Annotated in this window: 16 protein-coding genes; 12 read left to right on the forward strand and 4 right to left on the reverse strand. The window is 63.7% G+C overall.

Going from position 1 to position 22,288, the window contains the following annotated elements; translation table 11 throughout:
* Window positions 1-32 precede the first annotated feature (32 nt).
* The 3 genes from PZL22_RS15725 to PZL22_RS15735 all read right to left on the reverse strand — a co-directional run bounded on the left by PZL22_RS15725 (window position 33) and on the right by PZL22_RS15735 (window position 1,935).
* Complete coding sequence (locus tag PZL22_RS15725) at window positions 33-806, reverse strand: anti-sigma factor family protein (protein WP_003533931.1); 774 nt, start codon at window positions 804-806, stop codon at window positions 33-35.
* Window positions 803-1,339, reverse strand: a complete 537-nt coding sequence (locus PZL22_RS15730; protein ID WP_027992149.1) for an RNA polymerase sigma factor — start codon at window positions 1,337-1,339, stop codon at window positions 803-805. The genes PZL22_RS15725 and PZL22_RS15730 overlap by 4 nt, the downstream gene beginning before the upstream one ends.
* A 149-nt stretch (window positions 1,340-1,488) precedes the next feature.
* The gene (locus tag PZL22_RS15735) at window positions 1,489-1,935 is read right to left on the reverse strand and encodes a MarR family winged helix-turn-helix transcriptional regulator (protein ID WP_003533927.1); all 447 of its coding nucleotides are present in this window, start codon (window positions 1,933-1,935) and stop codon (window positions 1,489-1,491) included.
* A 152-nt stretch (window positions 1,936-2,087) separates the two neighbouring features.
* Between PZL22_RS15735 and PZL22_RS15740 the strand changes: the two genes are divergently transcribed.
* On the forward strand, window positions 2,088-2,561 hold the full coding sequence (locus PZL22_RS15740) for a DUF1579 domain-containing protein (RefSeq protein ID WP_003533925.1): 474 nt from the start codon (window positions 2,088-2,090) through the stop codon (window positions 2,559-2,561).
* 206 nt (window positions 2,562-2,767) lie between these two features.
* Window positions 2,768-3,529: a VOC family protein gene (locus tag PZL22_RS15745; protein ID WP_003533923.1), complete on the forward strand. Its 762-nt coding sequence runs from the start codon at window positions 2,768-2,770 to the stop codon at window positions 3,527-3,529.
* A 66-nt stretch (window positions 3,530-3,595) separates the two neighbouring features.
* Here the strand turns inward: PZL22_RS15745 and PZL22_RS15750 are convergent, their stop codons facing one another.
* Window positions 3,596-4,552 (reverse strand): LysR family transcriptional regulator, encoded by a 957-nt coding sequence (locus tag PZL22_RS15750; protein WP_003533921.1) that lies wholly within the window; start codon window positions 4,550-4,552, stop codon window positions 3,596-3,598.
* 105 nt (window positions 4,553-4,657) lie between these two features.
* Between PZL22_RS15750 and PZL22_RS15755 the strand changes: the two genes are divergently transcribed.
* The 10 genes from PZL22_RS15755 (at window position 4,658) to glgX (ending at window position 22,162) form a co-directional block, all read left to right on the forward strand.
* Complete coding sequence (locus PZL22_RS15755; protein ID WP_003533918.1) at window positions 4,658-5,692, forward strand: aldo/keto reductase; 1,035 nt, start codon at window positions 4,658-4,660, stop codon at window positions 5,690-5,692.
* 177 nt (window positions 5,693-5,869) lie between these two features.
* On the forward strand, window positions 5,870-8,278 hold the full coding sequence (locus tag PZL22_RS15760; RefSeq protein WP_003533916.1) for a circularly permuted type 2 ATP-grasp protein: 2,409 nt from the start codon (window positions 5,870-5,872) through the stop codon (window positions 8,276-8,278).
* 5 nt (window positions 8,279-8,283) lie between these two features.
* Window positions 8,284-9,171 (forward strand): transglutaminase family protein, encoded by an 888-nt coding sequence (locus PZL22_RS15765; protein ID WP_033049082.1) that lies wholly within the window; start codon window positions 8,284-8,286, stop codon window positions 9,169-9,171.
* Between the two features lie 177 nt (window positions 9,172-9,348).
* Window positions 9,349-10,605 (forward strand): vWA domain-containing protein, encoded by a 1,257-nt coding sequence (locus tag PZL22_RS15770; RefSeq protein WP_050543924.1) that lies wholly within the window; start codon window positions 9,349-9,351, stop codon window positions 10,603-10,605.
* A gap of 197 nt (window positions 10,606-10,802) precedes the next feature.
* Window positions 10,803-13,280 carry a glycogen/starch/alpha-glucan phosphorylase gene (locus tag PZL22_RS15775; protein WP_017263123.1) on the forward strand — a complete coding sequence of 826 codons (2,478 nt, stop codon included), beginning with the start codon at window positions 10,803-10,805 and terminating at the stop codon, window positions 13,278-13,280.
* Window positions 13,281-13,321: 41 nt separating this feature from the next.
* On the forward strand, window positions 13,322-15,487 hold the full coding sequence (glgB, locus tag PZL22_RS15780; RefSeq protein WP_306769081.1) for a 1,4-alpha-glucan branching protein GlgB: 2,166 nt from the start codon (window positions 13,322-13,324) through the stop codon (window positions 15,485-15,487).
* Between the two features lie 113 nt (window positions 15,488-15,600).
* On the forward strand, window positions 15,601-16,863 hold the full coding sequence (gene glgC / locus PZL22_RS15785) for a glucose-1-phosphate adenylyltransferase (RefSeq protein WP_003533906.1): 1,263 nt from the start codon (window positions 15,601-15,603) through the stop codon (window positions 16,861-16,863).
* A gap of 6 nt (window positions 16,864-16,869) precedes the next feature.
* Window positions 16,870-18,312 (forward strand): glycogen synthase GlgA, encoded by a 1,443-nt coding sequence (gene glgA / locus PZL22_RS15790; protein ID WP_003533904.1) that lies wholly within the window; start codon window positions 16,870-16,872, stop codon window positions 18,310-18,312.
* Window positions 18,313-18,316: 4 nt separating this feature from the next.
* Window positions 18,317-19,945, forward strand: coding sequence for an alpha-D-glucose phosphate-specific phosphoglucomutase (locus PZL22_RS15795; protein ID WP_003533902.1), 1,629 nt, complete (start codon window positions 18,317-18,319; stop codon window positions 19,943-19,945).
* 228 nt (window positions 19,946-20,173) lie between these two features.
* Window positions 20,174-22,162 carry a glycogen debranching protein GlgX gene (gene glgX / locus PZL22_RS15800; protein ID WP_003533901.1) on the forward strand — a complete coding sequence of 663 codons (1,989 nt, stop codon included), beginning with the start codon at window positions 20,174-20,176 and terminating at the stop codon, window positions 22,160-22,162.
* The last annotated feature ends 126 nt before the right edge of the window (window positions 22,163-22,288 follow it).

The raw sequence follows: 22,288 nt of genomic DNA on the forward strand, positions 1-22,288 counted from the left end.
CGGCAGCATCGCGCGTCCGATCCGGCGATGCGTCAGCCGATGCACGGCTGACGCATCGCGCCGAGGCTTGCGATTATTTTCTGCTTTCCCCGGCCATTCTCTTCGCTCGCCAGCTTCAGAGCGCCGGCGAGAAGGGCGAAGCGGGCTTCGTCCATCCCCCGGGCTACAAGCAGGAAGCTTGCGGCGTCGCCCGACCAGGAGGCATGAAGCAGGCCGTCGTCGCTTGACATGTCGAAACCGTGCTCAACGTCCGGGCGAGCGGTCCGGAACAGGCTCAGCCGACAGCCGGAACTGCCGACGTAGCCTGTATGCAACGCGGCTTCGCCATTCACGGAGGTTTCGCGCGCAAAGACGGGCGTCAATCCGGCCGCGTTCATCTCCGGCACAAACACATCAGCGGGTGCGGAGGCCGGAAGCATTGGCGGCGTGAAAGAACCTCCGACCCAGGCCGCATGCTCCAGCACGGCATCGCGAACCGCCGCGTCCCCCGGCAGTCCCGCCGGCCCACCCACCGGAGCCCTTGCCAGGCCGAACCAGGCCACCGCAAAGACCAGCAGGCTGGCACACGCACCCGCAGCAAACGACAGCATCCATCGGCTGGCCGGCCGCGGACGCGGCACCGTCACCACCACGATCTCCGGAGCCATTCCCGCAACTGCCGCCTTCATCTCGGACAGTTTGGCCGCGCGCCGCGCCACCGCCTCGTCGGAAGCAATCAGACGGGCGACGCGCGACGCCTCCTCCGGATCGAGTTCGCCGTCGACATAGGCACTCAAAATATCGGGATTCAGGTCGTTTTCTGTCATTTTCGGCCTTCTCGATGCCGCGCGAGTTCGACGACATTGGCATCGCCGAGGTGAGACGCCAGCGCCCGCCTTGCACGGCTGACCCGGCTCATGACGGTACCCTTGGGCACTGCGATCATCATTGCCACCTCCTCGTAGCTGAAACCGGATATGTCGACCAGCGCGAGGATTTCGCGATGCTCGGTGCTGAGGCGGGTAAACGCCTGGCGGACCGAAAATGCATCGACCAGCACGGTTTCCGGGGCGACCGGCGCGGGCACCAGGTCCGTGACGAACTCCTGTTCCAGGTCGGAACGCCGGCGGCGCAGGCGCGACTGGTCGATCCAGATGTTCCGAAGGATCGCGAAGAGCCATGCACGAAATGCGGGCTCCGTTTCGGGCACGCTTCGCGCATCCAAGGCGCGGGCGATGCACTCCTGGAAAATATCCTGTGCTCCGTCGCGATCGCGCGAAAGCGCGACGGCATAAGCGAAAAGCCGCGCATAATGCGGTTCCAGTCTCCGTTCAACGCGCGAGCGCATGATACCCGACATGACACCCGATCAGGGCTGCACGCGTTCCCGCCTCGAAGCTTCCGGTTCGTTCCATTTTTCCTCCGCGGCGTAGAGACGAGCGAGCTGCCTCGCTTATTCCATGATGCGCTACGTCCGCTGGCGATTTCTCGGCGCGCTTGCCGGCCCCATCAGGTCAGTGCGATCAGATCCGCCCGCAGACGTTCCGCGCCGCCCTCCCCCAGACGTTCGTCGAGCGCTTCATGGGTTGCCTTCCAGATCGGCAGCGCCTCGGCGAGCAGCCGGCCGCCCTCCGTCGTCAGCCGCACGCGTTTCAGACGCCTGTCGCCAGGGTCGGCGAACGACTCGACAATGCCTCGTCGCTCCAGCGGCTTCAGCGCCGCCGTCAACGTGGTGCGATCCATGGCGAGCACGGCGGCCACCGCGCTCATGCTCGGCGGGTCCGGCCGGTTGAGCGACATCATCAGCGAGAACTGACCATTGGTAATCTCGAGCGGTCTCAGCGCCTCGTCGAACCGACGGGCGAGCGCCCGGGCGGCGCGCTGGACATGCAGGCACAGGCAGGTGTCCCTGACGAAGAGCGTGGTGGAAAAAGGTATCGGCAGCGGCTTTGACATAAAATAGTAATGTTGATATCAACATAATTAGTCAAGCGCCGGCATGAGGCGAGCGCAAAGGAAGCGTGGCAGGAACCTTCGGACGCTGAGCGGCGTTTCAGCGCCGCACCCGCCCGACGGGGATGGCTGTGCACGACCCGGGAGGGAAATCAATGAAAGTAGAGCCGCAGGAAGAACACCGATGGCTGGAACAGCTGCTCGGCGAGTGGACGGTCACGTCCGAGGATTCGACGGGAAGCGGCGAGGACAGCCAGCCCTGGATCGAAAACGTCCGCTCGATGCACGGTCTCTGGGTCGTGTGCGAGGGAGAGGGCATCATGCCGGGGGGCAGCCCCGGCCAGACTTTGATGACGCTCGGCTACAATCCCGAGACAAAGCGTTATCTCGGTACGTGGGTCGGCTCCATGATGACGCATATGTGGGTCTATGACGGCGTTATAGAGGACGACGGGAAGACGCTTGCCCTCAATTGTGAAGGCCCCGACTTCGAAAATCCCGGCAGGACCGCCCGATATCAGGATAGAATAACCCTCATCGACGCGAACCGCCGGACCCTTACGGCCCGCGTCCAGACCGAAAACGGCGACTGGAAAGAAATGATGAGCGCGGAATACCGCCGCCGCTAGAGCGGGATTAAGAAAAGTGCGTGCGGTTTTCCGCCCGCATTCCGCTTTAACTTATACTCGATCACGTTCACGATTTTAGGTCGACCCAACGACATGAAGCGCGTGCGGACGGACCGGAAAGCAGCCTTCGATTGCGTTCGCGTTCCCCCACGCGACCGTCCGTCGCCGACCGCAACGACACATCCAGAACAACCGGAGGACCGACAATGCATGGGAAATTCGTCTGGTACGAACTGATGACGACGGACATGAAGGCGGCGGAAGCCTTCTACAAGGACATCGTTGGCTGGAGCGCGCGTGACGCGGGAATGCCCGGCATGAACTACACGCTCCTTTCCGCCGGAGACCACCAGGTAGCGGGTCTCATGACGATGCCGGAAGGTGCGCTCGACATGCAGATACCGCCGGCATGGCTCGGCTATATCGCCGTCGACGATGTCGACGAGTCCGCCGCCAAGCTTGCCGCCGAGGGCGGAACGGTCCATCGCGCGCCGGAGGACATTCCGAATATCGGCCGCTTCGCAATCGTGACCGACCCGCACGGCGCCGCCTTCGCCCTCTTCAGGGGCGACGGCGAACCGCCACCGGCAATGGAGCAAATGGCTGCCGGCAATATAGGCTGGCACGAACTGATGGCCGGCGACCTCGACACGGCCTTCAGCTTCTATTCGAAGCTGTTCGGCTGGACCAAGGACCAGGCGATGGATATGGGCGAGATGGGCGTCTACCAGATCTTCGCCCATAATGGTCAGCCGATCGGCGGGATGATGACCAGGCCGAGAGAGGTTCCCAATCCTTTCTGGCTCTATTACTTCAATGTCGAGGCGATCGACGCGGCAATCGATCGGGCGCAATCCGGCGGCGCGAAGCTGTTGATGGGTCCGATGGAAGTGCCCGGCGGAGCGTGGATCGCGCAGTTCACCGACCCTCAAGGGGCGCTCTTCGCGCTGGTCGCGCCGAAACGCTGAGGGTTGGCGCCTCTCAACGGGAACGCGGCGGACATCTCCGCCGCTGTCCTGCTTCGGCGATCATCCTCATGCCGGAGCCGGTATGGGTGAAGTCCGGCGCCTGCCCGCGTCCTGCCCCGGCGTGATGCGGGCATGGCGGGCGAGGAAATCGAGGACGGCGCGCACGCGCGCGGGAAGCGCGCCGCCCTGGCCGAGATAGACGGCGTGAACCTCCTCGAGATCGCCCGGATTGAGGTCTTCCAGAACCGGCACGAGGCGCCGGGCGCTGACGTCTTCCCTTACGGTGAACTCCGCAAGCCGTGCCAGCCCGGCGCCGGCAAGCGCCAATTGACGCAACCCCTCGCCATCGCTCACCTGTACCGCTCCCGAGGCCGGCAGCACGACCGTTTCCCCATCCGTCCTCAACGGCCAGCCGTCGACGGCGCGCGCGTAGCAGAAGCCGAGCCGCTCATGCCCCTTGAGCTCCTCGAGCGACGAGGGCATTCCGTACCGTTCTATGTAGGACGGTGCCGCCACGATCATCATCCGCGTCGCCCCGAGCTTGCGCGCAATCAGCGTCGAGCTCTTCAGCGGCCCAGCGCGGATAGCCACATCGGCGCGCGCCTCCATCAGGTCCACGACGGCGTCGGTCATGACGATGTCGAGGCTGACGGCAGGAAAATGCGCCCGGAACTCGGGCACCAACGGCATCAGGACGTGGGTGCCGAACGAGGCGTTGACGTTCAGCCGGACACGGCCGACCGGGCTCTCGCCGGCCGATGCTGAGCGCTCCGCCTCGTCGATATCGGCGAGGATGCGCACCGTGCGCTCGTAGAATGCATGTCCCTCCGGCGTCAGCTGAAGCTTGCGCGTCGAGCGGTTCACCAGCCTTACGCCGAGCCGCTCCTCAAGACGCAGCACGAGCTTGCTGACGGCCGAAGGCGTCATGCGGTAATGGCGGGCAGCAGCCGAAAATCCGCCCAGCTCCACCGCCTTCGCAAAGATCTCCATTTCGCCCGAGCGGTTGACCGAGGGTCTCGACATATGAATTCAGCTCACAGATAATATTCCCGGAGACAGTCTATATCCAAAGCGAGTACAGCTCCATCTTCATGTTACCGATTCATGAGCAAGAGTGGAGTTGCAGCTATGGAATATAGACGGCTTGGTTCCTCGGGGCTGAAAGTACCGGTCCTCAGCTTCGGAGCGGGCACCTTCGGCGGCAAGGGGCCGCTCTTCGGCGCCTGGGGCAGCACGGATGCGGCCGAGGCGCGCCGCCTCGTCGACATCTGCCTCGAGGCGGGCGTCAATCTCTTCGACACCGCGGATGTCTATTCCGACGGCGCTTCGGAAGAGGTCCTTGGTGCCGCGATCAAAGGCCGGCGCGACGACGTCATGCTGTCGACGAAACTGTCGCTTCCTGTGGGCGAAGGACCGAACGCAGCCGGATCGTCGCGCTCGCGCCTGATCAGCGGTGTGGAAAAGGCGCTGAAACGGCTCGGAACCGACTATATCGACCTGCTGCAACTGCACGCCTTCGATGCCGGAACGCCCGTCGAAGAGGTCCTGTCGACCCTCGACACGCTCGTGCGCTCGGGCAAGCTGCGCTATGTCGGCGTTTCCAACTTTTCCGGCTGGCAGCTGATGAAATCCCTCGCCGCCGCCGACCGCCAGGGATATCCGCGCTACGTCGCCAACCAGGTCTATTATTCGCTTGTCGGCCGCGATTACGAATGGGAACTGATGCCGCTCGGTCTCGATCAGGGCGTCGGCGCACTCGTCTGGAGCCCGCTCGGCTGGGGGCGGCTCACCGGCAAGATCCGCCGCGGCGAGCCCTGGCCCGAGGGCAGCCGCCTGCACGACACCGCCGCCTTCGGGCCGCCGGTCGACGAGGAAAAGCTCTACGACGTCGTCGAAGTTCTCGACGCCATCGCGCAGGAAACCGGCAAGACCGTTCCGCAGATCGCCATCAACTGGCTTCTCCGGCGCCCGACCGTTTCGAGCGTCATCATCGGCGCGCGCAATGAAGAGCAGCTCAGACAGAACCTCGGCGCCGCCGGCTGGTCGCTCACCGCCGAGGAGGTCGCCCGGCTCGACGCGGCGAGTGCGACGACCGCCCCCTACCCATACTTCCCCTATTACCGGCAGGAAGGCTTCGCGCGGATCAACCCGCCGGTCGTCTGAAGAAGACGAGACATGCACGCAAGCGACGAAGCCGGCAGTTCCATCGAAAACGGGGCTGCCGGCCGTCTGCCTAAAGCTTCGCCAGCGAAACACTCCAGATTTGTGATACATGGTCGAATCGGGATCGGCGGCTCAGCCGATGATGTTGCGCGAGCGGGGCGTCCGGCAGGGGTTGGAATGGCGAAGAAGCAGGCCGCAGGGCCGGAACAGATGAGCCGAATCGAGGGCGGCCCGGCCTTTGGCTATCGCGCCTTGCCGGGCGTCGCCGACGAAATGCTCGACGCGCGCGGCAACGTTCGGCCGGTATGGCAGCGGCTGCTTGCGACGCTCGGCCGCATGGACGAGACGGATCTTGCCAACCGCTTCGCACGCGCAGACCGGTATCTGCGCGATGCCGGGGTCTTCTATCGCGCCTACGGCAAGGAGAATTCCGAGCGCAGCTGGCCGCTTTCGCACATTCCCGTGCTGATCGACGAGGCGGAATGGGCCACGGTTTCCGCCGGCCTCGTCCAGCGGGCCGAACTGCTCGAGCGGGTGCTTGCCGACGTCTATGGCGAGAACCGGCTGGTCAAGGCCGGCCTGCTGCCCCCCGCCCTCATCGCTTCCAATCCGGAGTTCCTGCGCCCGATCGTCGGGCTCGAACCGGCGAACGGACATTTCCTGCACTTCTGCTCCTTCGAGATCGGACGCGGCCCCGACGGAAACTGGTGGGTGCTCTCCGACCGGACCGAAGCCCCCTCCGGCGCAGGCTTTGCGCTCGAGAACCGGGTGGCGACGACGCGGGCCTTTTCCGACCTCTATGCCGAAAGCCATGTCCATCGGCTGGCGGGATTCTTCGGTGCTTTCCGCGACACGCTGCAGGGGCACAAGCAGCATGCGGACGACCGCATTGCCGTGCTCTCACCGGGCATCGCCAACGAGACCTATTTCGAGCATGCCTATATCGCCCGCTATCTCGGCTTCATGCTGCTCGAGGGCGAAGATCTGACCGTCGTCGACGGACGGGTCATGGTGCGCACGGTGGCCGGCCTGAAACCCGTCGGCGTGCTCTGGCGGCGCCTCGACGCATCCTTTGCCGATCCGCTGGAGCTCAACCAATCCTCGCATATCGGCACCCCGGGTATCGTCGAGGCGCTGAGGGCCGGCTCCGTCTCGATCGTCAATGCACTCGGCTCCGGTATTCTGGAAACGCGCGCCTTCCTGGCTTTCCTGCCGGCGATCTGCCGTTATATACTCGGCGAGGAGCAGAAGCTGCCGTCGATCGCCACCTGGTGGTGCGGACAGGAAGCCGAACGACGGCATGTCGCCGGCAATATCGAGCGCATGGTCATCGGCCCGGCCTATTCGACGCGGCCCTTCTTCGACGACGAAGGCCAATCGGTACTCGGCGCCTCCTTCCGCGAAAGCGCCGGGACCTCCATCGGCGAATGGCTCGCCGCGGACGGCGGCAAGCTGGTGGGCCAGGAGGTCGTTACGCTCTCGACGACGCCGGCCTGGGTGCATGGCCGGCTCACACCTCGACCGATGAGCCTCCGGGTGTTTGCCGCGCGCACGCGCGACGGTTGGCAGATCATGCCGGGCGGCTTCGCCCGCATCGGCTCCGGCGACGACGTGGCGGCGATAGCAATGCAGGCCGGCGGCACTGCCGCCGACGTCTGGATCGTCAGCGCCAAGCCCGTCGACCGCACGACCTTGCTGCCGGCGGAGGAGAGCTTCACCCGTAACCTGCCCGGCAGCCTGCCCAGCCGGGCAGCGGACAACCTCTTCTGGCTCGGCCGCTACATAGAAAGGGCGGAAGGCGCCCTTCGGGTTCTGCGCGCCTGGCACGGGCGTTTCGCTGAATCCGCCGATCCGAACATGCCGCTCCTGAAAGATGTGAGCGACTACCTCGCCGTGCTCGGCATCAGCACCGGGGAGCCGGTACCGGATAGCCTGCTTTCCAGTATCGACAGCGCCCTTTTCAGCGCCGGAAACATCCGCGACCGCTTCTCGCCGGACGGGTGGCTCGCGCTCAACGACCTCTCCAGAACGGCGCGGAAGTTCCACGCGACCGTTCAGGCGGGCGACGACGCCACGCACGCGATGACGATCCTCCTGCGAAAGCTCGCCGGCTTCGCGGGCCTGGTACACGAAAACATGTACCGCTTCACCGGATGGCGGTTCCTGTCGATCGGACGCTATCTCGAACGCGGCCTGCATATGACGGGACTGCTCGGCCACATGTCCGGACCAGAGGCTCCAGACGGCGCCTATGACATGCTGCTGGAGATCGGCGACAGCGTCATGACGCACCGCCGGCGCTACAACGTCAACACGGCGGCACCGACGGTCACCGACCTTCTGGCGCTCGATCCGCTCAATCCGCGCTCGGTCCTTTATCAGCTCAACGAGATCAAGAAAGAGGTCGAGCTCCTGCCGAACGCCTTCGTCAACGGGCAGATGTCACCCTTCTACCGGGAAACGATGCGGCTCCATTCCGGCCTTGCGATCATGACGCCGGAGCAGATGGACAGGGCCGTCTACAGGCGCCTGATGCAGGATCTCGAACACCTGTCCGAACTGCTGGCGCAGACCTATCTCGGCTGAAGGAGATGGTTGCCGTGCTCTACGACATCAGCCTGAAGATCACCTACGGTTACGAGGCCCCGGTAAGCGGCGGAAGACATCTCGTACGTGTGCTGCCGGTGTCCATTCCCGGACGGCAACGTCTTGTGGCCGGATCGGTGACCTGCCAGCCGGTGCCCTTCGAACGCCGGGAAGGCAGGGATTTCTTCGCCAACCCCACGACGTCCATCCTGTTCCGCTCCGTGCATGATCATCTCGTCATCCGGATGCAGGCGCGTGTCCAGGCTGAGGCGCCGGCGCTCACGGCCGACCTTTCGCCTCCACTCGGCGGTCTTGCGCCCGAGCTTGCCGCCTGCTGGTCGGTCGACGCCGAATCCCCGCATCATTTCCTCGGTCCGAGCCCGCTCCTTCCCGCCGTCCCGAAGATCGCCGCCTATGCCCGCGCGATCGCCCGCAATACCATGACGGTCGAGCAGATCGGAGCCGCCGTCTGCGATCGCATCCACCGCGACTTTGCCTACGACTCCGAAGCGACCACCGTGAACACCACCCCCGCCGAGGCCTTCGATCTGAAGCGCGGCGTCTGCCAGGACTTCGCCCATGTGATGATCGTGGCGTTGCGCAGTCTCGGGATTCCCGCCGGCTATGTCAGCGGGTTCCTGAGAACCCTGCCGCCGCCGGGTCAGGAACGGCTGGAGGGCGCCGACGCGATGCATGCCTGGGTCCGCTTCTGGTGCGGCACCACGGGCGGCTGGATGGAGCTCGATCCAACCAACAATATTCCGGCCGGCGCCGACCACATCGTCGTCGGCCATGGCCGCGACTACGGCGATGTCGCGCCCGTGATCGGCGTGCTGAAAGGCTACGGCCGTCACACGACGGAACAGGCCGTCGACGTCGTCCCCGTCGGTTGATCCGAAACGGCACGTATGTCCCGCTTCTGCACGTGCGCACCGGGCGAAATTCCCACTAGAAGCCATGGGTTTTTCAGGAACTTCGCTAAAATTGAACCGATTTCCTGAACATGAGAGCAAGGTATCGCCGCTAATTGTCGCCCCGGGCTTGCAATGTATTTGCTGGGGTGTTCACAGATGCGAAGACGATCAACCATAGGCCGATCCTTCTTGGCGATGCTGCGGGATCGGGGCGGCAATTTCGGAATGATGACGGCGCTGATCGCGCCGCTGCTCCTGGCCGTCGGCGGAGTGTCCGTCGATGTCGCCAACATGCTGATGACCAAGAACCAACTTCAGGACGCAACCGACGCGGCAGCGCTCGCGGCGGCTTCCGCGCTCGTTTCCGATGCGAGACCGGACATCGAAGAAGCGAAGGCGATCGCACGCAAGTTCCTGAAGACCCAGACGGCAGTGGCCTCCGCGACGGATATGCCGGGCGAGGAACAGCAGGTTGCGAGCCGCCAGGCTGGAGGCGAGGGATCGGCCGCCGCCGCACCACAATGGGACGACGTCAACACGACGGAGATCAATATCGCCGAGACGGCGAACGGCGCCAAGGGGAAGACGTTCCAGGTTACCGTCGCCAACAAACACCGCCTCCAGTTCAATGCGATGACGCGTCTGCTCGGCCAGGAGTCGATCGAGATCGAAACGCAGTCGATCGCCGAGAGCGCAACGGAGAGCAAGAACGCCCTGTCCATGTATCTGGTGCTCGACCGGTCCGGTTCGATGGCGTGGAAGACCAACACGGTCAACACTGCAAAGGCGAAATGCCAAAACTACACGGAAGCGAACTGGAGCAAGTTTCCGGACCTGAAGGCGACCAGCCCTTGCTACGTCACCAAGGTCGACGCCTTGAAAGCGGCCGTTGGCGACCTCCTTGCGCAACTTGTGACGGCGGACCCGGAATCGATCTATGTTCGTACCGGCGCGGTTTCCTACAACTCCGCCCAGGACATGGCGAGCAGTCTCTCCTGGGGAACGAATGGTGCAGCCAGCTATGTCAACGCGCTGGTGGCCACGGGTGGGACTGCCTCCGGCAGCGCCTTCAAGACCGCCTACCAGAAGGTGACAGCCCTGACGGAAGACAGCGCGCACGGCGCCAAGAACGGACAGGTGCCGACGAAATACATCGTCTTCATGACCGACGGCGAAAACAACTACGCCAATGACGATACCGTAACCAAGCAATGGTGCGACACGGCCAAAGCGAGCAAGGTTCAGATATACAGCGTAGCTTTCATGGCGCCGGACCGCGGCCAGAAGCTGCTGAAATACTGCGCCTCGTCCTCCTCGCATTATTTCGAAGCAGACGAGGCATCCGATCTGGTCGCGGCCTTCAAGGCGATCGGCGAACGCGCCGCCGCACTGGCTTCCCGCCTGACGAAATGAACCGGGAGTCCGGCTGAAGTGCCGCCCGGTCTTGCCGGGCGGCCTAAAGCTCAACTGCTACCGGAAGTGGGCGCTGTCAAGTATCTGCTGTTTTAATCCTTTTAAAAACACCTGTTGCAAGCGCTTCGGATCGATGCATAAATTGCCCTTGTACCTGGTCGGTTCCGACCTGGGGCTTTCCGGAATGCAATAAGGGTATGACAGTTCTCATGATGACTCGGCTCTCAACCACCGAACTGCCGCAACCCGCCCTCAGATCCTCGGAACCCAGCCAGCTTGCAGTCGAGATTCTCGAGCGTCTGAAATACCGCATCGGCAAGGACCCGAAAGTCGCCAAGCCGCACGACTGGCTGACGGCCGCCATCCTCGTGGCGCGTGACCGCATCACCGACAAATGGATGGACTCCACCCGCAAGACCTATTCGACCGGCGCCAAGCGCGTCTATTACATGTCGCTCGAGTTCCTCATCGGCCGTATGATGCGCGACGCCATGACGAATCTCGGCCTCATGGACGAGATGCGCGATGCGCTTGCCTCGCTCGGCGTCGATATCGACGTCGTTGCCGCTCTCGAGCCGGATGCGGCACTCGGCAATGGCGGTCTCGGCCGCCTCGCCGCCTGTTTCATGGAATCCATGGCGACCGTCGACGTGCCTGCCTACGGCTATGGCATACGCTACATGCACGGTCTTTTCCGCCAGCAGATGGCCGACGGCTGGCAGGTGGAACTGCCGGAGACCTGGCTGGCGCATGGCAATCCCTGGGAATTCGAGCGCCGCGAAAGCTCCTACGAGATCGGCTTCGGCGGCAGCGTCGAAACGGTCAATATCGACGAGGAAGTGCAGCGTTACGTGTGGAAGCCGGCCGAGCGCGTTATCGCCACCGCCTTCGACACACCGGCCGTCGGCTGGCGGGCAACGCGCGTCAACACGCTTCGCCTCTGGGCCGCGCAGCCGATCGACCCGATCCTGCTCGACGCCTTCAATGCCGGCGACCATATCGGGGCGCTGCGCGAAAGCAACAAGGCGGAAAGCCTGACGCGCGTGCTCTATCCGGCCGACGCCACGCCGGCCGGCCAGGAACTCAGGCTCAGGCAGGAATATTTCTTCTCCTCCGCCTCGCTCCAGGACATCCTGCGCCGGCATCTGCAGCAGTATCCCGACTTCACGTCGCTGCCGGACGCCGTCGCCATCCAGCTTAACGATACGCATCCGGCGGTCTCCGTCGCCGAGCTGGTGCGTCTCTTGACCGATGTGCACGGGCTCGATTTCGAACAGGCCTGGGACATTTCGCGGCGGACCTTCTCCTATACGAACCACACCCTGCTGCCGGAAGCGCTCGAGAGCTGGCCGGTTCCGCTCTTCGAGCGGCTGCTGCCGCGCCACATGCAGATCGTCTACGCCATCAACGCCAAGATCCTGATCGAGGCACGCCGGGAGAGGCACGCGACGGACGAGGCGATCCGCAACATCTCGCTGATCGACGAAACCGGCGACCGGCGCGTGCGCATGGGCAATCTCGCCTTCGTCGGCTCGCACTCGATCAACGGCGTATCGGCTCTCCATACCGAGCTGATGAAGGAAACGGTCTTCGCCGACCTTCACGCGCTTTATCCGGACCGCATCAACAACAAGACCAACGGCATAACGCCGCGCCGGTGGCTGATGCAGTGCAATCCGGGTCTTTTCGGCCTGATCCGAGAGGCGATCGGCGACGAGTTCATGGACAATACCGAGGCGCTTCAGGCCCTCGACGCCTTTGCCGACAAGGCGGATTTCCAGGAGCACTTCGCAGCCGTAAAGCGCGCCAACAAGGTGCGGCTGGCAAAGCTGGTCCAGGCGAATCTCGGCATCCGGATCGATCCGTCGGCGATGTTCGACATCCAGATCAAGCGAATCCACGAATATAAGCGGCAGTTGCTGAACCTCATCGAAGCGGTGGCGCTTTACGACCAGATCCGCTCCCATCCCGAGCTCGACTGGGTACCGCGCGTCAAGCTCTTCGCCGGCAAGGCGGCACCGAGCTATCATAACGCCAAGCTGATCATTAAACTTGCCAATGACATCGCCCGCGTCATCAACAACGATCCGGCCGTCCGCGGCCTTCTGAAGGTCGTCTTCGTCCCCAACTACAATGTGTCGCTTGCGGAAGTGATGGTGCCGGCGGCCGACCTCTCCGAGCAGATCTCGACGGCGGGCATGGAAGCCTCGGGTACCGGCAACATGAAGTTCGCGCTCAACGGAGCGCTGACCATCGGCACGCTCGATGGCGCCAATGTCGAGATGCGCGACTGGGTCGGCGAGGAAAACATCAAAATCTTCGGCATGACCGCCGAGGAGGTGGGCAAGGCGCGAGCGGAAGGACACAATCCGCGCGCCGTCATCGAAAATTCGCGCGAACTCTCGCAGGCGCTCGATGCGATCGCTTCCGGCGTCTTCTCGCCCGACGACCGCAATCGCTTCTCCGGCCTCGTGGACGGGCTCTACAACCACGACTGGTTCATGGTTGCAGCCGATTTCGAGGCCTATGCCAAGGCGCAGCGCGAGATCGACCAGCTCTGGACCACCCCGTCCGCCTGGTATTCGAAGGCGGTTCGCAACACCGCCCGGATGGGCTGGTTCTCGTCCGATCGCACGATCCGGCAATATGCCGGAGAGATCTGGAGAGCCGGATGACGGTTCCGCCCGGCAAGGATCCAGCCCCCGCCCCGCCAGGCATGCTGCCAGCGCCGGAAATCGCGGCAATACTTTCCGGTACCCACAGCAACCCCTTCGCCGTCCTTGGAGTGCATGCCGCGGGCAAGACCTATGTCGCCCGGTGCTTCGTGCCGGGTGCGGAAACGGTGATTGCCGAAACGCTCAGCGGCAAGGAACTCGGCACGCTCGAGCGGCGCGACGAGGCCGGCTTCTTCGAGGGTCCGGTGGCGCTCCGCAAAGAGCAGCCCATCCGCTACCGCGCCCGCAATGACGGCGGCGAGTGGACCGTCATCGATCCCTACAGCTTCGGCCCCGTGCTCGGGCCGATGGACGACTACTATATCCGCGAGGGCTCGCACCTTCGCCTCTTCGACAAGATGGGCGCGCATCCGATCCGGCATGACGGCGCCGAGGGTTTTCACTTCGCCGTCTGGGCGCCGAACGCCCGCCGTGTGTCCGTGGTCGGGAGTTTCAACGACTGGGACGGACGCCGGCATGTCATGCGCCTGCGTGTCGACACCGGTATCTGGGAGATCTTCATCCCCGGCGTGCCCGTGGGTACGCCCTATAAATACGAAATCGTCGACAGCAACGGCACGCTGCTGCCGTTGAAGGCCGACCCCTTTGCCCGGCGCTCGGAGCTCAGGCCCGACACGGCTTCGATGACCGCGGACGAGATCGCCCAGAACTGGGAGGACGAGGCGCATCGGCGTCACTGGGCCGAGATCGATCCGCGCCGGCAGCCGATCTCGATCTACGAGGTCCATGCGGCCTCATGGCAGCGCCGCGACAATGGCGACATGCTCACCTGGGACGAACTGGCGGAAAGGCTGATCCCCTATTGCGTCGATATGGGCTTCACGCACATCGAGTTCCTGCCCATTTCGGAATATCCCTATGATCCGTCCTGGGGCTATCAGACCACCGGCCTCTATGCGCCGACCGCACGCTTCGGCGAGCCGGAGGGCTTTGCCCGTTTCGTCAACGGCTGCCATAAGGTGGGCATCGGCGTCATCCTCGACTGGGTGCCGGCGCATTTTCCGACCGACGAACACGGGCTTCGCTGGTTCGACGGCACCGCGCTTTACGAGCATGCGGATCCGCGCCAGGGGTTCCATCCCGACTGGAACACGGCGATCTACAATTTCGGCCGTCAGGAGGTCGTCGCCTTTCTGGTCAACAACGCTCTCTACTGGGCGGAGAAATTCCATGTCGACGGCCTGCGCGTCGATGCGGTCGCCTCGATGCTCTATCTCGACTATTCGCGCAAGCATGGCGAATGGGTGCCGAACGAATATGGCGGCAACGAAAATCTCGAGGCCGTGCGTTTTCTGCAGACGATGAACACCCGCATCTACGGCATCCACCAGGGCGTACTGACCATCGCCGAGGAATCGACGTCCTGGCCGAAGGTTTCGCACCCGGTGCATGCCGGCGGGCTCGGCTTCGGCTTCAAGTGGAACATGGGCTTCATGCACGACACGCTGCAATATCTCTCGCGCGAGCCCGTGCACCGGAAGTTCCACCACAACGATATGACCTTCGGGCTGCTCTACGCCTTCAGCGAGAATTTCGTGCTGCCGCTGTCCCATGACGAGGTCGTCCACGGCAAGGGATCGCTGATCGCCAAGATGGCCGGCGACGACTGGCAGAAGTTCGCCAATCTCCGCGCCTATTACGGCTTCATGTGGGGCTATCCCGGCAAGAAGCTCCTTTTCATGGGACAGGAATTCGCCCAATGGCGCGAATGGTCGGAGGACCGCGGTCTCGACTGGAACCTGCTCGAATACAATCTGCATGAGGGGATGCGCCGTCTGGTGCGCGACCTGAACGGCACCTATCGCTCGAAGCCGGCGCTGCATGCGCGCGACTGCGAGGGCGACGGTTTCGAATGGCTGATTGCCGACGATCGTGAGAATTCCGTCTTCGCCTGGCTGAGGAAAGCGCCCGGAGAGAAGCTGGTCGCGGTCGTCACCAACTTCACTCCGGTTTACCGGGAGCATTACGACATACCGCTTCCGGTGGCAGGGCGCTGGAAGGAAGTCCTCAATACCGACGCGGAAATCTATGGAGGAAGTGGCAAGGGCAACGGCGGCGCCGTCCATGCAGAGAAGAGAGCGAACGGAGAGACGATCGCCACCATCACGCTGCCGCCTCTGGCGACGCTGATGCTGGAGCAGGATTAGAGCGTCCCGCCCGACGGGGACTGGCTCGACGGGCGGAACAGGAGGAAATCGTTTGGGCTCGAGGCGCCGAAGAGGCGCCAAGCAGTCCCCCGAAATGATTTTGGGGAGGATAAATGGTGGAAAAACGTACGCAACCCCTGGCCCGTGATGCCATGGCCTATGTGCTCGCCGGCGGCCGCGGCAGCCGGCTCAAGGAACTCACCGACCGGCGTGCGAAACCTGCCGTCTACTTCGGCGGAAAGGCGCGGATCATCGATTTCGCGCTTTCCAATGCGCTGAATTCCGGCATCCGTCGAATCGGCGTCGCCACGCAGTACAAGGCCCACTCGCTGATCCGGCATCTCCAGCGCGGCTGGAACTTCTTCCGGCCGGAGCGTAACGAGAGCTTCGATATTCTGCCGGCGAGCCAGCGCGTTTCCGAAACGCAGTGGTACGAGGGCACCGCCGACGCGGTCTATCAGAACATCGATATCATCGAGGACCATGGCGTCGAATACATGGTGATTCTCGCCGGCGATCACGTCTACAAGATGGACTACGAACTGATGCTGCAGCAGCACGTCGATTCGGGCGCCGACGTAACCGTCGGCTGCCTGGAAGTGCCGCGCATGGAGGCGACGGGCTTCGGCGTCATGCATGTGGACAACGCGGACCGCATCATCGCCTTCGTCGAAAAGCCGGCGGATCCGCCGGGCATCCCCGGCAATCCGGACATGGCACTCGCGTCCATGGGCATCTACGTGTTCCACACGAAATTCCTGATGGACATGTTGCGTCGGGATGCCGCTGATCCCAAATCGAGCCGCGACTTCGGCAAGGACATCATTCCCTATATCGTCGAACACGGCAAAGCGGTGGCCCACCGCTTCACCCATTCCTGCGTCCGGTCCGACTTCGAGCGCGAGGCCTATTGGCGCGACGTCGGCACCATCGACGCCTACTGGCAGGCCAATATCGATCTCACCCATATCACGCCCGAGCTCGACATCTACGACAGCACCTGGCCGATCTGGACCTTCTCTGAAATCAAGCCGCCGGCCAAATTCGTCCATGACGACGAGAACCGCCGCGGCTCGGCCACGTCCTCGCTCGTCTCGGGCGATTGCATCATCTCGGGTGCCGCGCTCAACAGGAGCCTGCTCTTCACCGGGGTCCGGGTGAATTCATACTCCAGACTCGAAAATGCCGTAGTTCTCCCCGACGTGACGATCGGGCGGCATTCGATTCTGCGCAATGTCGTCATCGACAGCCGCGTCGTCATTCCGGAGGGCCTGGTCGTCGGTGACGATCCGGAGCTCGACGCGAAACGCTTCCGCCGCACGGAGAGCGGCGTTTGCCTGATCACGCAAACGATGATCGACAAGCTGGGAATGTAGCCGAGTATGAACATCCTGTCAGTTGCGTCCGAAGTCTACCCGCTGGTGAAGACGGGGGGCCTCGCCGATGTCGTCGGCGCGCTGCCCTCCGCACTTCTCCCGCATGGTGTGCGGACGCGCACGCTGGTGCCCGGCTATCCCTCGGTGCTGAAGAAGCTGAAGAAGAAAAAACCGGTCGGCCGATTCGACAATCTCTTCGGCCATCCAGCCACGGTGCTTGCCGCCGAGGTCAACGGAGTGGACCTGCTCGTCCTCGACCAGCCCGCACTCTATGCACGGGACGGCGGCCCTTATCTCGATTCGACCGGGCGCGATTATCCCGATAATTTCCGGCGCTTCGCCGCACTCTCGCTGGCAGCTGCGGAGATCGCGGGGAACGGCATCATCCCCAACTGGAAGCCGGACATCGTTCACGTCCACGACTGGCAGACGGCGCTCACCCCCGTCTATATGCGCTTCGGCCCGGCGCCGGACCTGCCGACGGTGATGACGATCCACAACATCGCCTTCCAGGGTCAGTTCGGCGCCTCGGTGTTCCCGGAACTGGCGCTGCCTCCGGATGCCTTCTCCACGCAATTCGTCGAATATTACGGCGATGTCGGCTTCCTCAAAGGCGGCCTGCAGACGGCAAGCGCAATCACCACGGTCAGCCCTTCATATGCGCAGGAAATCCTGACGCCCGAATTCGGCATGGGTCTTGATGGACTCCTGTCGAGCCGTGTCGCGGACCTGACGGGCATCGTCAACGGCATCGACGGAGACACGTGGGACCCGCAGACGGACCCGCACATTCCGGCGCATTACGGGCCGGGAACGCTCAAACGGCGCGCCGGCAACCGCAAGGCGCTGGAAGAGCGTTTCGGCCTCGAAAAAGGTCCGGGGCCGATCTTCTGCGTCATCAGCCGCCTCACCTGGCAGAAAGGCATGGACCTCGTCGCCGAAGCCGCCGACGATATCGTGGCACTCGGCGGCAAGCTCGTCGTGCTCGGCTCGGGCGATCCGGCGCTCGAAAGCGCGCTTATGGCGGCCGCGTCGCGCCACCGCGGGCATATCGGCATGGTGACCGGTTATGACGAGCCGCTGTCGCATCTCATGCAGGCAGGCGCCGATGCGATCCTCATTCCGTCGCGTTTCGAACCCTGCGGCCTGACGCAGCTCTATGGCCTGCGCTATGGTTGCGTTCCAGTCGTGGCCCGCACCGGTGGTCTCACCGACACCATCATCGACGCCAACGAGGCGGCGCTGTCGGCGAAGTGCGCCACCGGCTTTCATTTCCTGCCGGTGACGACCGACGGGCTAAGGCTTGCGATCCGGCGCGTCCTGCGCGCATACAATGAACCCAAGCTCTGGGCACGCCTGCAGAACCAGGGCATGAAATCCGACGTTTCCTGGGCCAAAAGCGCGGAACGCTACGTCTCGCTTTACTCCGCTCTTCTCGCGAAAGGCTAAACAGATGATAAGAACCGTCTCGACCAACCCCTATGGGGACCAGAAACCCGGCACCTCGGGCCTGCGCAAGAAAGTCCCGGTCTTCCAGCAGAAGAACTATGCCGAGAACTTCATCCAGTCGATTTTCGACTCGCTCGAGGGCTTCGAAGGCCAGACGCTGGTGATCGGCGGCGACGGCCGCTACTACAACCGCGAGGTGATCCAGAAAGCCGTCAAGATGGCGGCGGCGAACGGCTTCGGCCGCGTGCTCGTCGGCCGCGGCGGCATCCTCTCGACGCCTGCCGCCTCCAATGTCATCCGCAAATACAAGGCCTTCGGCGGCATCGTGCTCTCGGCGAGCCACAATCCCGGCGGACCGACCGAGGACTTCGGCATCAAGTACAATGTCGGCAACGGCGGCCCGGCTCCCGAAAAGGTCACGGACGCGATCTACTCCCGCAGCAAGGCGATCGACAGCTACAAGATCGCCGACGCGCCCGACGTCAATCTCGACGTCGAAGGCAACCAGCAGGTCGAGGATATGACGGTGACGGTCATCGATCCCGTCGCCGACTATGCGGAACTGATGGAGAGCCTGTTCGACTTCGACGCGATCCGCAAGCTGATCGCCGGCGGCTTCCGAGTCGTGTTCGACGCGATGAGCGCGGTCACCGGGCCCTATGCCAAGGAGATCATCGAAAAACGGCTCGGCGCGCCGAAGGGCTCGGTCATGAACTTCATACCGCTGCCCGACTTCGGCGGCCATCATCCGGACCCGAATCTCGTCCACGCCCGAGCACTCTACGAGACGATGATGGCGCCGGATGCGCCCGATTTCGGCGCCGCCTCCGATGGCGACGGCGACCGGAATCTGATCATCGGCAAGGGAATCTTCGTCACGCCGTCCGACAGCCTCGCCATGCTTGCCGCCAATGCGCATCTGGCGCCGGGCTATGCCAAGGGACTTGCCGGGATCGCTCGCTCCATGCCGACGAGCGGCGCGGCCGACCGTGTCGCCGAAAAGCTCGGCGTCGGCATCTATGAAACGCCGACCGGGTGGAAGTTCTTCGGCAACCTGCTCGACGAGGGCTTGGCGACGATCTGTGGCGAGGAAAGCGCCGGCACCGGATCGAACCATGTACGCGAGAAGGACGGGCTCTGGGCCGTGCTGCTCTGGCTCAACATCCTCGCCGCGCGCAAGGAAAGCGCACTCGAAATCGCCCGCAAGCACTGGGCGACCTACGGCCGCAACTATTATTCCCGCCACGACTACGAAGAGGTCGACACCGATGCGGCGAACGGCCTGATTGCCGCGCTCCGCGACAAGCTCGCCGCGCTGCCCGGCAAGAGCTTCGGCGCGCTCACGGTCGAGACGGCCGACGATTTCTCCTACCACGATCCGGTCGACAAATCGGTCAGCAAGAACCAGGGCGTCCGCATCCTCTTCAAGGGCGGATCCCGCGTCGTCTTCCGCCTGTCGGGCACGGGGACGTCGGGTGCGACGCTGCGCGTCTATATCGAGCGCTACGAGCCGGATCCGACCCGCCACGATCTCGACACCCAGGAAGCGCTTGCCGATCTGATCGCCGTTGCCGACGAGATCGCCGAGATCAAGGCGAACACCGGCCGCGATGAACCGAGCGTCATCACCTGAGGGTGCACGCCGCTTTACCCCCTCTGGCCTGCCGGCCATCTCCCCCACAAGGGGGAGAAAGGATGCGGCACGCTTCTCGCTCTGACCAAGCATTCCGCCTTCAGCGACCTGTCTGTCGAGCGCGAGGCAGCCGCGTGTATTCTCCCCCTTGTGGGGGAGATGGCCGGCAGGCCAGAGGGGTAAGCGGGCCACTGTCTTCAACTCAGTGTCAAGAAGGGAAGCACCCCCATGCCGACGACCGGAATTCCACCTCTCGGCGTGACGCGCACACCCGACGGGACGCGCTTTGCGGTCTGGTCGCACAATGCCGCCCGCATCGATCTCTGCCTGTTCGACGAAGCGGGCAACACCGAACTCAGCCGCCTGCCGATGCTGCGCGACGGCGATGTCCACAGCATCGAGCTGCCTGACATAGCTGCCGGCACCCGCTACGGCTTGCGCGCCGACGGGGTCTACTCGCCGGACCACGGGCTTTGGTTCGATCCGTCGAAACTTCTGGTCGACCCTTATGCGGCGCAACTCGACCGGCCCTTTCGTCACGACCAGCGGCTGACGGTCTTCGGCGAGGAGACGGCGGACCTCGTGCCGAAGGCCATCGTGACCGAGGTGAAACCGCTAGAGCCGAGGCCGCCGCTATTTCAGGCCGGGGGACTGATCTACGAGATTGCAGTCAAACCGTTCACCATCCTTCATCCGGGCGTGCCCGAAAGGAAGCGTGGCACGGTGGCTGCTCTCGCCGAACCCGTCATCATCGATCACCTCACAAGCCTCGGCGTTTCCGCGGTCGAACTCATGCCGGTCGTGGCCTGGATCGATGAGCGGCACTTGCCTCCGCTCGGTCTCCACAATGGCTGGGGTTACAATCCGATCGCGCCTATGGCGCTCGGTCCACGCCTGGTGCCCGGCGGCATCGAGGAACTGCGCAGGACCGTGGAGGTCCTGCACCAGGCCGGTATCGGCGTCGTCCTCGATCTCGTTTTCAACCACTCCGGGGAGAGCGATCGCTTCGGTGCAACGCTTTCGATGCGCGGGCTCGACAACCTGACCTATTATCGCCACGCGGCGGGCCGCCCGGGCGAGCTCATCAACGACACCGGCTGCGGCAACACGATCGCCTGCGACCATCCTGTCGTCCAGCGTCTGATCCTCGACAGCCTGCGCCATTTCGTTCTTGCTGCCGGCGTCGACGGCTTCCGCTTCGACCTCGCATCGATCCTCGGCCGCGACATGGGCGGCTTCCGCCGCGATGCCGCGCTTTTCTCGGCCATCTCCGCCGACCCCATCCTTTGCGGCCGCGTGCTCATCGCCGAGCCCTGGGACACCGGCCCCGGCGGCTACCAGCTCGGCAATTTCCCTCATTCCTTCCTCGAATGGAACGACCGGGCCCGCGACGACATCCGCCGCTACTGGCGCGGCGACCGGCACGCGGTCGGCGTCCTTGCGACCGCGCTTGCCGGCTCCTCGGACAGCTTTTCCCGCTGGGGCGAGACGGCCACGCGCAGCGTCAACTTCATCGCCGCCCATGACGGCTTCACTCTGATGGATCTCGTTTCCTACGCCCGCAAGCACAATGAGGCGAACGGCGAAGGCAATCGTGACGGCCACGACGAGAACTTTTCCTGGAATAACGGCGCCGAGGGCGCGACCGGAGATCCGGAGATCGCCGCCTTCCGGCAACGCGACGTCATGGCGCTCCTCGGCACGCTCTTCACCTCGCGCGGCGCAATCATGCTGACGGCCGGCGACGAAGGCGGGCGCAGCCAGGGCGGCAACAACAATGCCTATGCGCAGGACAATGCCGTGACCTGGCTCGACTGGAGCAAACTCGACGATAAGCTCGTCGAGCACACCGCCAGGCTTTCCGCCATGCGCCGGCGCTTCTCGGTCTTCGGCGAGACCGGTTTCTTCACGGGCAACGGCGACGTCGCCTGGCTGCGCCTCGACGGGGAGCCGCTGACGGTGGAGGATTGGGAGCACCCAGCAACCGACAATCTCGTCGTGATGCTCGCGACCGAAGATCGCCGTCAGAAGCGCCCGACCCGACTTGCGGTGGTCATCAACCGCAGCCACGCTCCGCACCCGTTCCGCCTGCCTTCAAGCATCGAGGGCGAATGGCGCGACGCACTCTCGGACCTTACCGTTCCATCCTTCGCACCGGCCCGTTCGGTCACCTTTCTCGTCGAGGTTTTCGAGAGCATTTCCAGGAAACGCATCTAACGGTTTCTGTCCGGAAGTGCCCAGTTCCAGAGAGTTGGATGGTTTCGCTGTTTCATGAAAACAGTGAAACCATCTCAAGACTTAGGACCACTTGCTAGACCTTGCCGAGCCGGCCTATAGATCAGC

It is taken from the genome of Ensifer meliloti, assembly GCF_030064585.1.
In the GTDB taxonomy this organism is placed as follows: domain Bacteria; phylum Pseudomonadota; class Alphaproteobacteria; order Rhizobiales; family Rhizobiaceae; genus Sinorhizobium; species Sinorhizobium meliloti.

Excerpts from the sequence above, each read along its gene's own strand:
- PZL22_RS15725 (WP_003533931.1), bottom strand. The coding sequence starts at position 806 with ATGACAGAAAACGACCTGAATCCCGATATTTTGAGTGCCTATGTCGAC.
- PZL22_RS15730 (WP_027992149.1), bottom strand. The coding sequence starts at position 1,339 with ATGTCGGGTATCATGCGCTCGCGCGTTGAACGGAGACTGGAACCGCAT.
- PZL22_RS15735 (WP_003533927.1), bottom strand. The coding sequence starts at position 1,935 with ATGTCAAAGCCGCTGCCGATACCTTTTTCCACCACGCTCTTCGTCAGG.
- PZL22_RS15740 (WP_003533925.1), top strand. The coding sequence starts at position 2,088 with ATGAAAGTAGAGCCGCAGGAAGAACACCGATGGCTGGAACAGCTGCTC.
- PZL22_RS15745 (WP_003533923.1), top strand. The coding sequence starts at position 2,768 with ATGCATGGGAAATTCGTCTGGTACGAACTGATGACGACGGACATGAAG.
- PZL22_RS15750 (WP_003533921.1), bottom strand. The coding sequence starts at position 4,552 with ATGTCGAGACCCTCGGTCAACCGCTCGGGCGAAATGGAGATCTTTGCG.
- PZL22_RS15755 (WP_003533918.1), top strand. The coding sequence starts at position 4,658 with ATGGAATATAGACGGCTTGGTTCCTCGGGGCTGAAAGTACCGGTCCTC.
- PZL22_RS15760 (WP_003533916.1), top strand. The coding sequence starts at position 5,870 with ATGGCGAAGAAGCAGGCCGCAGGGCCGGAACAGATGAGCCGAATCGAG.
- PZL22_RS15765 (WP_033049082.1), top strand. The coding sequence starts at position 8,284 with ATGGTTGCCGTGCTCTACGACATCAGCCTGAAGATCACCTACGGTTAC.
- PZL22_RS15770 (WP_050543924.1), top strand. The coding sequence starts at position 9,349 with ATGCGAAGACGATCAACCATAGGCCGATCCTTCTTGGCGATGCTGCGG.
- PZL22_RS15775 (WP_017263123.1), top strand. The coding sequence starts at position 10,803 with ATGACAGTTCTCATGATGACTCGGCTCTCAACCACCGAACTGCCGCAA.
- glgB (WP_306769081.1), top strand. The coding sequence starts at position 13,322 with ATGCTGCCAGCGCCGGAAATCGCGGCAATACTTTCCGGTACCCACAGC.
- glgC (WP_003533906.1), top strand. The coding sequence starts at position 15,601 with ATGGTGGAAAAACGTACGCAACCCCTGGCCCGTGATGCCATGGCCTAT.
- glgA (WP_003533904.1), top strand. The coding sequence starts at position 16,870 with ATGAACATCCTGTCAGTTGCGTCCGAAGTCTACCCGCTGGTGAAGACG.
- PZL22_RS15795 (WP_003533902.1), top strand. The coding sequence starts at position 18,317 with ATGATAAGAACCGTCTCGACCAACCCCTATGGGGACCAGAAACCCGGC.
- glgX (WP_003533901.1), top strand. The coding sequence starts at position 20,174 with ATGCCGACGACCGGAATTCCACCTCTCGGCGTGACGCGCACACCCGAC.